The 11303-nt window shown below is 72.3% G+C and carries 11 protein-coding genes and 1 pseudogene; 6 read left to right on the top strand and 6 right to left on the bottom strand.

Features of this window, described 5'->3' with window-relative positions; all coding sequences use genetic code 11:
- Positions 1–362: pseudogene (locus AC30N0_RS04315) on the bottom strand (tetratricopeptide repeat protein); the annotation flags it as partial.
- Positions 363–391: 29 nt separating this feature from the next.
- On the bottom strand, positions 392–1372 hold the full coding sequence (locus tag AC30N0_RS04310; protein ID WP_489516698.1) for a Bug family tripartite tricarboxylate transporter substrate binding protein: 981 nt from the start codon (positions 1370–1372) through the stop codon (positions 392–394).
- A gap of 134 nt (positions 1373–1506) precedes the next feature.
- Between AC30N0_RS04310 and garD the strand changes: the two genes are divergently transcribed.
- From garD to AC30N0_RS04290, 4 genes are all read left to right on the top strand, one after another.
- Complete coding sequence (gene garD / locus AC30N0_RS04305) at positions 1507–3057, top strand: galactarate dehydratase (protein WP_489516699.1); 1551 nt, start codon at positions 1507–1509, stop codon at positions 3055–3057.
- A gap of 203 nt (positions 3058–3260) precedes the next feature.
- Positions 3261–3530, top strand: a complete 270-nt coding sequence (locus tag AC30N0_RS04300) for a GlsB/YeaQ/YmgE family stress response membrane protein (protein WP_489516697.1) — start codon at positions 3261–3263, stop codon at positions 3528–3530.
- Between the two features lie 45 nt (positions 3531–3575).
- On the top strand, positions 3576–4127 hold the full coding sequence (locus AC30N0_RS04295) for a hypothetical protein (RefSeq protein WP_489516696.1): 552 nt from the start codon (positions 3576–3578) through the stop codon (positions 4125–4127).
- Positions 4128–4216: 89 nt separating this feature from the next.
- The gene (locus AC30N0_RS04290) at positions 4217–5572 is read left to right on the top strand and encodes an ATP-binding protein (RefSeq protein ID WP_489516695.1); all 1356 of its coding nucleotides are present in this window, start codon (positions 4217–4219) and stop codon (positions 5570–5572) included.
- Here AC30N0_RS04290 and AC30N0_RS04285 read toward each other — a convergent pair.
- Together AC30N0_RS04285 and gtdA are read right to left on the bottom strand one after the other, a co-directional pair.
- Positions 5512–6726, bottom strand: coding sequence for a 3-hydroxybenzoate 6-monooxygenase (locus tag AC30N0_RS04285; RefSeq protein WP_489516694.1), 1215 nt, complete (start codon positions 6724–6726; stop codon positions 5512–5514). The two genes, AC30N0_RS04290 and AC30N0_RS04285, sit on opposite strands and share 61 nt — an antisense overlap.
- A 13-nt stretch (positions 6727–6739) precedes the next feature.
- Positions 6740–7801, bottom strand: coding sequence for a gentisate 1,2-dioxygenase (gene gtdA, locus AC30N0_RS04280; protein ID WP_489516693.1), 1062 nt, complete (start codon positions 7799–7801; stop codon positions 6740–6742).
- A 71-nt stretch (positions 7802–7872) separates the two neighbouring features.
- Between gtdA and AC30N0_RS04275 the strand changes: the two genes are divergently transcribed.
- Positions 7873–8007 carry a DUF1304 family protein gene (locus tag AC30N0_RS04275; protein WP_489516692.1) on the top strand — a complete coding sequence of 45 codons (135 nt, stop codon included), beginning with the start codon at positions 7873–7875 and terminating at the stop codon, positions 8005–8007.
- A 13-nt stretch (positions 8008–8020) separates the two neighbouring features.
- Here the strand turns inward: AC30N0_RS04275 and AC30N0_RS04270 are convergent, their stop codons facing one another.
- Together AC30N0_RS04270 and AC30N0_RS04265 are read right to left on the bottom strand one after the other, a co-directional pair.
- Entirely contained in the window at positions 8021–8434 is a 414-nt protein-coding gene (locus AC30N0_RS04270) for a hypothetical protein (protein WP_489516691.1), read from the bottom strand.
- A 43-nt stretch (positions 8435–8477) separates the two neighbouring features.
- On the bottom strand, positions 8478–10874 hold the full coding sequence (locus AC30N0_RS04265; protein WP_489516690.1) for a diguanylate cyclase: 2397 nt from the start codon (positions 10872–10874) through the stop codon (positions 8478–8480).
- Between the two features lie 54 nt (positions 10875–10928).
- Here AC30N0_RS04265 and AC30N0_RS04260 point away from each other — a divergent pair.
- On the top strand, positions 10929–11303 hold a 375-nt coding region (locus AC30N0_RS04260; protein WP_489516689.1), incomplete at its 3' end, for a UvrD-helicase domain-containing protein.

The following is an 11303-nucleotide window of genomic DNA, read 5'->3' as shown; positions in this document are numbered from 1 at the left end:
GCGAAGGCCGCCGTCATGAGGACCAGGGACAGGCAGTTGCCCGAGCGGGCGGCGAAGGCCTCCGCCGCATTCCTGGTCCGCGCCGCGTCGTACTCGAGCTTGAGCTGGCCCGGCTTCGACAGGGCGTCGACGAGGCCGGCCTGCGCGCCCCGGGCGGCCAGCTGCCGGCCGATGTCGACCTGCAGGTAGTGCCGCATCGCGTCGCTGATCGCGAACACCGCGTCGGTCGAGACGCGGCCGGCGGCCGGCCGGAACAGCGCGTCGTTGAACAGCGCCGGCGGCACGGCGGTCGGCCGCGGGCTGGCGCAGGCGCCGAGCAGCGCCGCGCCGAGGCAGGCGACGAGCAGGCGGAGCAGGCGCATGGGCGGTCGCGTCAGGAACGGCGGGCCCGTCACTCGAGCTTGATGTTGGCCTGCTTGATCACCGCCGCCCACTTCGCGACCTCGGCCTTCTGGAAGGCGGCGATCTGCTCGGTCGTCATGTCGGCGCCCTGCATGCCGAGCTTGCCCAGCCGCTCCTGCATCTCCGGCTCGCGCAGGATCTTGCCGATCTCCGTGTGCAGGCGGTCGACGATGGTCTTCGGCGTGCCCGCGGGTGCGAAGACGCCCTGCCACGAGATGACCTCGTAGCCGGGCACGCCGCTCTCGGCGACGGTCGGCACGTTCGGCATCGAGGGCAGGCGCTTCGCCGACGTGACCGCCAGCGCGCGCAGCTTGCCGCTCTCGATGTGCGGCCCGGCGACCACCGTGGTGTCGAACATCATGTCGACCTGGCCGGCCATGACGTCCTGGATGGCGGGGCCGCTGCCCTTGTACGGGATGTGCGTGATGTCGATGCCGGCGCGCGACTTGAGCAGCTCGAGCGACAGGTGCTGCGAGGTGCCGCTGCCGGCCGATGCCGAGCTGAGGGCCTTCTTCGCCTTGCCGGCCGCGATCACGTCCTGGAGGGTCTTGTGCGGGCTCGCCTGGTTGACGACCAGCACCGTCGGGTTGGTGCCGATGAGCGCGATCGGCACGAACGAGGCGATCGGGTCGTAGCCGAGCTTCGGGTACAGGCTGACGTTGATGGCGTGCGAGCTGATCGTGCCGCCGAGGATCGTGTAGCCGTCGGGCGCCGCGCGCGAGGCGATCTCCGAGCCGACGCTGCCGCCGGCACCGCCCTTGTTGTCGACGACGATGGTGGTGCCGAGGGCCGGCCCGAGCTTCTGCCCGATCAGGCGGGCCAGGATGTCGGTGGTGCCGCCGGCCGGGAAGGGAACGATGTAGGTGATGGGCTTGGAAGGCCACTTGTCCTGGGCGGTCGCGGTGCCGAGGAAGGCCGTCGCGGCCAGGGCGGCGGCAGCGGCGGCGAGGAAGCGTCGGGAGCAGGTCATGGGGTCTCCGCAGGAGGGCGCGCCCCGGCGGGCGCAGGCATAGACTTTCGCCCATGTCGAGTCGCCTCGCCAGTACCGGAAACGCCAACGCCGGCGCCGCCGCCGCCGCGGCACAGGCGCCGCACGTCATCGTGATGAAGGAGGGCGACAACGTCGCCATCGTCGCCAACGAGGGCGGGCTGGCGACGGGGACGGTGCTTGCGTCCGGGCTGGTGTTGCAGGAGCGCGTGCCGCAGGGGCACAAGGTGGCGCTCCGCGACATCAGCGCCGGCGACGCGGTGCTTCGCTACGGCATCGCCATCGGCGCCGCGGCGCAGGCCATCGGCGCCGGCCGCTGGGTCCACGAGCGGCTGGTGCGCATGCCGCAGGCGCGCTCGCTGGAGGGCCTGCCGATCGCGACCCGGCGCGGCCCCGCGCCGGCGCCGCTCGAGGGATTCGCCTTCGAGGGCTACCGCAACGCCGACGGCTCGGTCGGGACGCGCAACATCCTCGCCATCACGACGACGGTGCAGTGCGTGGCCGGCGTCGTCGACTTCGCCGTCGCGCGCATCAAGGCCGAGCTGCTGCCGCGCTATCCCAACGTCGACGACGTGGTCGGCCTCGAGCACAGCTACGGCTGCGGCGTGGCCATCGACGCGCCGGACGCGCTGATCCCGATCCGCACCCTGCGCAACATCAGCAAGAACCCGAACTTCGGCGGCGAGGTGATGGTGGTGAGCCTCGGCTGCGAAAAGCTGCAGCCCGAGCGGCTGCTGCCGCCGGGCTCGTTCGCGATCGCCGACGAGCGCGGCGGTCCGGGCGACGGCGGGGCGGCCATGGACCTGATCCGCCTGCAGGACGATCGGCATATCGGCTTCGCCTCGATGATCGACTCGATCCTGGCCTCGGCGCAGGTCCACCTCGAGCGCCTGGACGCGCGCCGGCGCGAGACGGTCCCGGCGGCGGCGCTCGTCGTCGGCGTGCAGTGCGGCGGCAGCGACGCGTTCTCCGGCGCGACGGCGAACCCGGCGGTCGGCTTCTGCACCGACCTCCTCGTGCGCGCCGGCGCCACCGTCATGTTCTCCGAGGTCACCGAGGTGCGCGACGGCATCGACCAGCTCACCGCCCGCGCCGCGACGGCTGCCGTCGCCGCAGAAATGATCCGCGAGATGGCCTGGTACGACGCCTATCTCGGCCGCGGCGGCGCCGACCGGAGCGCCAACACGACGCCGGGCAACAAGCAGGGCGGCCTGGCCAACATCGTGGAAAAGGCGATGGGCTCGATCGTCAAGTCGGGCACCGCGCCGATCGCGGGCGTGCTCGGCCCGGGCGAGCGCCTGCGCGACAAGGGCATCGAGCGCGGCCTGGTCTATGCCGCCACCCCGGCGAGCGATTTCATCTGCGGCACGCTGCAGCTCGCCGCCGGCATGAACGTGCACGTCTTCACCACCGGCCGCGGCACGCCCTACGGCCTGGCCGAGGTGCCGGTGGTCAAGGTGGCGACGACCACCGGCCTGGCCCGGCGCTGGCACGACCTGATGGACCTGAACGCCGGGGCCATCGCCGACGGCGAGGCGACGATCGAGGAGACCGGCTGGGCCCTGTTCCGGCTCCTGCTCGACGTGGCCAGCGGCCGCCGCACCTGCGCGGAAAGGGCCGGGCTGCGCAATTCTCTGGTCCTCTTCAACCCGGCGCCGGTGACGTGACCGGCCGGGCGGCGCCCGCCGTCCGCCGCCAAGGTGGCTGCCCGGGCGACCTACGCGACCGGTAGGCCGCGTCCGACGCCGCCGAGGGGTCGGCTCACCCTCGCCAACGCGGCGCGCCGGCATGGCAAACCCGTGCACCCGAACCTAGTCTTGCGGTCACGTTGCTCAAGCAGCGTCAACCGCAACAACCAGGAGAAAGCTTCATGAACTTCATCATTTGGCTCATCGTCGGAGGAATCATCGGCTGGCTCGCCAGCCTGATGATGAAGACCGACGGCCAGCAGGGGATCATCCTCAACGTCGTCGTCGGCATCGTCGGTGCGCTCCTCGGCGGCTGGCTGATCTCGCCGCTGCTCGGCGTCGGCACCATCAACCAGGACAACTTCAGCCTGCCGTCGCTGCTGGTGTCGTTCCTCGGCGCCGCGATCCTGCTCGCGATCGTCAACCTGTTCCGCCGCGGCAGCGTCCGCTAAAGCGGATTGCAGCCGATTTCATCCACTCGACACCAGGAGGCCGCCATGGCTAACGACTCAAGAACGAACACCCCCGACGCGAACCGCGATCCGCTGACCGGCGCAGCCGGATCCCATCCGGTCGGCACCGGCGTCGGCGCCGTCGCCGGGGCCGGGCTCGGGGCTGCCGCGGCAGCCGCGATGACCCGTGCCGCTGCGGGCACCCGCGCCGGGGGTCCGCTCGGCCCCATCAACGGTGGCGCCAATGGTGCCGTCGTCGGCGGCCTGGCGGGCAAGGGCATCGCCGAGTCGATCGACCCGACGCGGGAAGACGCCTACTGGCGCGACAACTACTCGAGCCGGCCCTACGTCGAGTCGGGCTCCAGCTACGACGATTACGGCCCGGCCTACGGCTACGGCGTGAACTCGTACAGCCAGCACGCCGGCCGCCGCTTCGAAGACGTCGAGGGCGACCTGTCGAGCGGCTGGGAGTCGGCGCGCGGCAACTCGAGCCTGACGTGGGATCGGGCCAAGCACGCGACCAAGGATGCCTGGCATCGGGTCAGCGACACCGTCGAGCGCGCCGTCCCGGGCGACTCCGACCGCGACGGCAAGTAGTCGCGCAAGGCTGGACCGAAGCGCCCTCCGGGGCGCTTTTTTCATGCCCGCCTCCCGCACAATGGGCCGCAACGGGAGAGGTAGAACGAATGGCCAGTCAGAGCTTGCAGATGCAGCGCAAGGCGCTCGGAGGGCGGCTCAGGGAACGGATCCCGGCCGTGCTGGCGGCCTGGCACCAGGCGCAGGCCGCCGATCCGAAGCTGCAGACCGGCGACTCCCTGCCGCGCAGCCAGCTCAACGATCACCTGCCCGCCTGGCTCGAGGCCTTCGCCGAACTGCTTGCCTCGGCCCCCGGCCGCCAGGGGGTCGCGCCGCTGGCCCGGGAAGCGGAAAACGCCGAGGCGCACGGCCTGCAGCGCTGGCAGCAGGGCTACGACCTGCACGAGGTGACGCGCGAGTGGGGTGCGCTGCACTGCTGTCTGGTCGACGAACTGGAGCGCGTCGCCGCCGACCCGGCCTTCGGTCCGGAAGTGCTGGCGGAAGCGCGCGCCAAACTCGTCGCGCAGCTCAGCGAGGCAACGACGACCAGCGCCGAGGAGTACTTCCGCCTCGAGCGCCTCGAGGCCTCCGGCAACCTGCTCGATCTGGAGCACGCGCTCAACAACGTCCGCGAGCTCGAGCGCAAGCACGCCGAGCTGTGGGCCCAGGCGGCCCACGACCTGCGCGGCAACCTCGGGGTCGTCGCCAACGTGGCCAAAGGGCTGAACTTCGAGGCCTTGCCTGCGCAGAAGCGGCAGGATTTCCTCGGCCTCCTGCGCAACAACGTGACCTCGCTGCATCGCCTCCTCGACGAGGTGACGGGCCTGGCCCGCCTCCAGGCCGGCCAGGAAGTGCGCCAGGTCGCCCCCTTCGATGCCGCCGAGACGCTGCGCCGACTGTGCGCCGACCTCCGGCCGATCGCCGACGAGCGGCGCCTGTTCCTGAACACCGGTGGTCCGGAGAGCCTGGTCGTGGAAGGCGACGAGATGAAGGTGCGGCGGATCGCCCAGAACCTGCTGCTCAACGCGCTCAAGTACACCCGCGAGGGCGGCGTGACCGTGACCTGGGGCGAGACCGTGGCGCACGACGACGGCCGCTGGCAATTCGCCGTCCAGGACACCGGACCGGGCTTCGACGGCGGTCCCGGCACGCCGCTGGTGAGCGCGCTGACCGAGGCGACGGCGCAGTCGCAGCAGCTCGAGGGCTCGGGCACCGAAGCCGGCGCCGACCCCGTGGCGGGCTCAACGGCCGCTGCGACCGAGCGCCGCCCGGCGGCCCGGCAGGTCCAGGGCGAGGGCCTCGGCCTGGCGATCGTGCGCCGGCTCTGCGACCTGCTCGCCGCCAGCGTCGAGGTCGAGACCGAGGAGGGCGTGGGGACGACGTTCCGCGTCCTCGTGCCCTTGCGCTACGCGGCAGCGGCCGACGCCGATCCGGCCGCCAGGCAGCCGCCCGCCGTCCAGCCGTAGAGCCACTCGAGCGCGTCGTAGAAGCGCTCCGGGCTGCGGCCGTTCCAGAGCTCGTTGCGGACGAGGCGCTCGACGCCCCGGGCGTGGTAGAGGCGCCCCATTTCGCGCGTCATGAGGACGACGCGGGCAGTGCGCGCGACGCGCGAGCGCTCGTAGAGGGCGAAGCCCGCCTCGACGTCGTCGTCGCTCGCGGCAAGGGCTTCGCCCAGCGTGACCGCGTCCTCGAGCGCCATGCACGCACCCTGGGCCAGGTACTGCAGGAGCGGATGCGCGGCGTCGCCGAGCAGGGTGGCGCGGCCGTGGGTCCAGTTGGCGATCGGCTCGCGGTCGGCGGTGGCCCACCGCTTCCAGCTCTTCGGCAGCTGCAGCAGCTGGCGCGCCCGCGGGCAGACGCCTTCGAAGTACGACAGCACCTCGGCCTGGCTGCCGTCGCGCACGCTCCACGTCTCCGCCTCGCGGCTGTGGAAGGTGACGACGACGTTGTACTGCTCGCCGCCGCGCAGCGGGTAGTGGACGAGGTGGCAGTCGGGGCCGACCCAGACCGCTGCCGCGTTCCAGCGCAGGTCGGCAGGAAAGTCGGCCGCGTCGGCGACGGCGCGGTAGACGACGTGGCCGGAGACCCGCACCGGGTCGCCGACCAGCTGGGCGCGCACGGCCGACTTCACGCCGTCACAGCCGACGACCGCGGCGCCGCGGTGCATGTGGCCGGCGGCATCGAAGACGGCGACGCCGTGCTCGTCCTGCTCGATGCGCTCGACCCGGGTCGAGGTGCAGAGCTCGACGCGGGCCTGCGCCTGCACGGCCTCGAGCAGCGACAGGTGCATGTCGGCGCGATGGATCACCGCGTACGGGTTGTCGAAGCGGCTCAGGAAGGCGGCGCCGGTCGGGATCTCGCCGACGACGCGCTCGTCGACGGCGTCCATCATCACCATGCGCTCGGTGTAGACGGCGCGGCTGCGGGCGCGATCGCCGACGCCGAGCGCATCGAAGGCGGCGAACGCGTTCGGTGCGAGCTGGACGCCGGCACCGATCTCGCCGAGCTCGGCCGACTGCTCGAGGACGCGGACCGTGAAGCCGCGCCGGGCCAGGGCCAGGGCGGCTGCCAGGCCGCCGATGCCGGCGCCGGCGACGATCACCGTGCCCTGGGCGGTCATGGCGATCGGGGCTTCAGCCCATGCGCTCTTCGCGCCAGAGCCCGAGCGCCTGCTGGACCGGACGGTCGGAGAAGCTGAAGAGGACGGTGTCCTCGGCGGCGGCCAGCGTGAGCGCGTGCCACGACGGCACGACGAAGATGTCACGCGCGCCGAAGTCGAACGAAAGCTCGCCGACCTGCGCCCGCCCGCCGCCCTCCAGGCAGACGTGCACCGTGCTGTCGCTGCTGCGGCAGGGCCGCGTCTCGAAGCGCGCCGGCAGCCGCTGCGCGAAGGTGCCAATGGTCGGCATCGGCGAGCGGCCGGTCGCCGGATTGACGTGGCGCAGCTTGAAGCCGTGGTGCGGGTCGATCGTGCTGCGCGAGATGCCGAGCAGCGATTCGCGCGTGCGTGCGAAGGGATAGACGAAGACGCGGGTCGGTTCGTGCGCCGCCTGCTCGAAGTCGAGCGGCAGCATGTTGCTGCCGTAGCGGGCCAGGGCATCGCCTTCGGGACGCGCCGGTGCCTGCGACTTCAGCGCGCTCTTCTCGGCGAAGCCGGCGTCGAGGAATCGGACCAGCGGGATGTCGAGGCCGTCGAGCCAGACGACGGGCTCGCTGCCGTCGTTGCCGTGGTCGTGGAAGGTCCACGACGGCGTGATGATGAAGTCGCCGAAGCGCATCGTCGTGCGCTCGCCGTCGACCGCGGTGTAGGCGCCTTCGCCGTCGAGTACCAGGCGCAGCGCCGACTGCGTGTGGCGGTGCGCCGGCGCCACCTCGCCGGGCAGGATCAGCTGCAGCCCCGCGTACAGCGACTGGGTGATCGACGACTGGCCGCGCAGGGCCGGGTTCTCGAGGATGAGGACCCGCCGCTCGGCTTCCTCGGCGCTGATGAGCCGGCCGGCGTCCATGACGTGGCTGCGGACCTCGTCGTAGCGCCAGAGTGCTGCCGCCACCGGGCTCTTCGGCGCCGTCGGCACCAGTGCCCCCAGCACTTCCCAGAGCGGCGTCATGTGCAGCTTGCCGATGCGCTCGTAGAAGGCCCGGCGCTCGTCGGCGATCGATGGTTCCTGCAGCGCAGTGGGCTCGGGCGCGTTCATGCTTTCATTGTGCGGGAACATCGCGGGCAAGTCCGCTGGCCCGGGCGCCGGCGACACAGTACAAGGGCCTCATGAAGCTTGCTGCCGACATCCTCGCCGCCTTGGTCGCCGGCGCCTTCGGCGCGGTGACCGCGAGCCGCAGGATTCTCTTCGTGCAGGCCTTGCCGGCGGTGCTCGCGGCGGCGCTCGTGCTCGCCGCCTACTGACGGCCGCGGGAGGTCAGTGCGACGGCGCCGGCAGGGACAGCGGCCCGCCGCCGCGGTCGTCCTGCGGCGCGGGTGCCGGCTCGACGGCGCCCGGCTCGAACGAGGTGTCCGGCGCCGTGACTTCAGCGACGCTGCCCGAGGCACTGCGCAGCCCGAACACGGCCGCCAGCAGCCAGGCGCCGGCGACGAAGGCGCCGGTGGCGACGATGGCCAGGCCCATCAGCGCGACGCCGCTCACCCACGACGGCGTCAGCGCCGAGAAGGTCGCGGCGGCGACGAATGCGGCCAGGCCGGCCCACAGGCGCATCGGCAGGGTCAGCGACGCGTTGAGCGCGAAGGCATAGGCCAGCGTGGCGACGAAGGCGCAGCCGAGCTGCGCGAAGCCCATGGTCTGCAGGCTCGAACCGATGCTGTCGAGTGGCGACATCAACACCCTCCCAGGTGTTCCGGGTCGCGATCAGGCGCGCCCCTCAGAACTCGATCCTGCCACGGCCGCACCGCTTCGCGCGGTACAGCGCGGCATCGGCGATCTCGACCAGCGTGCCGCAATCCACGCTGGCCGACGCTGCCTGACTGGCGACGCCGATGCTGACCGTCAGCCATGCCGACGTCGCCGACGCGCGGTGCTCGATCTTGGCTTCGGCGAGCAGCTGGCTGCAGCGCTCGGCGACGAGCCGCGCCGCCGCGAGGTCCGCTCCGGGCAGGAGCAGGACGAACTCCTCGCCGCCGTAGCGGGCGGCGAGCTCGCCGCCGCGGCGGACCGACTGGCCGACCATCCGCGCCACCTCGCGCAGGCAGACGTCGCCGGCCGGGTGACCGTAGTGGTCGTTGTATTCCTTGAAGTGGTCGATGTCGATCATGAGCAGGCCGACCGTTTCGGCGCGGCGCGCGGCGCGCTGCCATTCGGTCTTCAGCATCTGGTCGAACAGGCGCCGGTTGCCGACGCCGGTCAGCGCATCGGTGGTCGACAGCCTCGTCAGCTGCTCGTTGAGCCGGTGCATCTCGAGGGCGATCGTCTTCTTCTCTGTGATGTCCTGGAACGCGCCGAGCAGGCGCGCCGGCCGGCCTTCCTCGAAGGCGGCCACGCCCTGGGCCCTCACCCAGCGCGGGTTGCCGAGGGCGGTGACGAAGGGCAGCTCGAGGTCCCATGGCGTGCCGTCGCGGGCGGCGGCGTCGATCGCGGCACGCAGGACCGGCCGGGCCTCGGGCGCATAGAAGTCGAGGGCGCTGTCGATCTGCAGCAGCGCGCCCGGCTGGACCTCGTAGATGCGGAAGACCTGCTCCGACCAGTCGACGCGCATCGTCGCCAGGTCGAGCTCCCAGCCACCGATGTTGGCGAGCTCGCCGGTGCGCCGGAGCATCTCGGCCGAGCGCTCCATCTGCGCCTGGTTGCGCTTGCGCCGGCTGAGGTCCATGTGCGTGCCGGTCATGCGCACCGGCATGTCGCATTCGTCCCGCTCGACCACCTTGCCTCGGCTGAGCAACCAGACCCAGTGCCCCGCCTTGTGGCGGACGCGGAATTCGCACTCGTAGGCGGCCGTCTCGCCGCGGAAGTGGGACTCGATGGCCGAGATGAGTCGCTCGATGTCGTCCGGATGGACATTGGCGCGCCAGGCGTTGCCGAGCGGCCCGAGCTGCCCGGGCCGGTAGCCGAGCTGGGACCGGATCACCTCGTTCTGGTGGAACACGTCCTCGCGCACGTCCCAGTCCCACAGGCCCAGATCGGCGCCCTGCAGGGCCAGCCCGAGCTGCTCGGCATTGCGGCGCCGCTCGCGTGCGGCCTCGGCCTCGAGGACGGCGAACGCGCGCCGGCGCGCCTGGCCGCGGTACAGGCCGACGGCGGCGCCTGCGCTCAGGAGCAGGAAGAAGACCGAGTACTCGAGCGCCTGCTTGCGCCACGGCGCGAAGACGGAGGGCGCGGCGCGGCTGACCGCGACCACCAGCGGCTTGTCGAGGGCCAGGTCGTGCGGCGCCATGGACTGCAGCGCCGTCATGCGGACGTCGCTCGAGCCGCCCATCGCGCCGACCACGACCGAGGCCCCGGGCGCGCCGCTGCGCATCGGGCCGGGGATGTCGCCCGAGCGCAGCGAGTCGCCTTCGACGCGAGCGGCCGTCCGCGGCATGGTGACGAAGACCTTGCCGTCGCCGTGTCCGAGCGAGACCCACATGTCCGGTGCGTAGAGCACGGAGCGCAGCAGCACCTCGAAGTACGCCGGCTCGAGCGCGGCGGCGACGGCACCGGCGAACGCGCCGTTGGCGCCCACGATGGCGCGGGAGAACACCACGGTGAAGTTGCCGAGCGAGGTCCTGTAGGGGACCGCGACGTGCAGGGTCTTCGGGTTGCGGCTGGCACGCGGCGCCAGGAAGTAGTCGCGGTCGGCGAAGTCGCGGCCGAGCAGGGTGTCGACGCTGCTCGCGAGCACGGTCCCGTCGGCGTCGAGCAGGACCATCGAGCGCACGCCCGGGATGGCGTCGCTGAGCGCCTTGAGGCGGGTCGAGATCAGGGTCGAGACACTGTGCGGCGGCGTGCCGACGAACTCCTCGCGCACGCTGGCCAGGGCCCGGTTGATGCCGTCGAGCTGCTGGCCGATGTTGTCGTCGACGACGCGGGCCTGCACGACCAGGCGGTCGCGCTCGGTGAGGTCGACCGTCTCGTGGGACCTGAACAGCGACCAGCCGATCAGGGTCGCGGTGAGGGCCAGGCCGAACAGGAGCGCCAGCCACTCGGCGGCGAACGGATGCGCGCTGCGCGGTGCCGGGCTGGCGCCTGCGGCCTCGCGCGTCGGCGCGTGCACGGGCTTGGCACGCGCCGCGAGGGCGAGGAGGTCGTCGGCGGCGAGAGCCGAGCTGACGCTGTCGGCACTCATCCGCGGCAGGGGGGACCGGCGGCGCCGCCGGGGGCCGGGCTCGGGAACGACCTCATGCGGGCTCATCGGCACCGCGGCCGGGAAATGAAGCTTGCCCCGGTGAGCGCGTGCGGATTCGCATGCCAGCTGGATGGAACTACAGTGCTCGGATGCGAGCCACCGCCCGCGACGCCTCAACGAAGCCCAGTCCCGCGCCGCGGCGCACGGTCTGGAACCCGGCCGCCTGGCGCACCCGCCGCTGCTCGGTCATCGCCGGCGCAGGGCAAGACCCTGACGCTCGCCGCGCGCGTGGCCCGGCTGGTCCAGGCCGGCGCCGACCCCCACCGGCTGCTGCTGCTGACCTTCTCGCGGCGCGCCGCGCTCGAGATGGAACACCGCGTCGGCCGGGACGTCCTCGCCGTCCTGCGCTTCGCCGCCAACCCGCGCGGC

Origin of the sequence: Rhizobacter sp., from assembly GCF_031412495.1 — a bacterium.
GTDB lineage: Bacteria > Pseudomonadota > Gammaproteobacteria > Burkholderiales > Burkholderiaceae_C > Schlegelella_A.
This window is presented reverse-complemented; position numbering and strand designations above follow the sequence as displayed.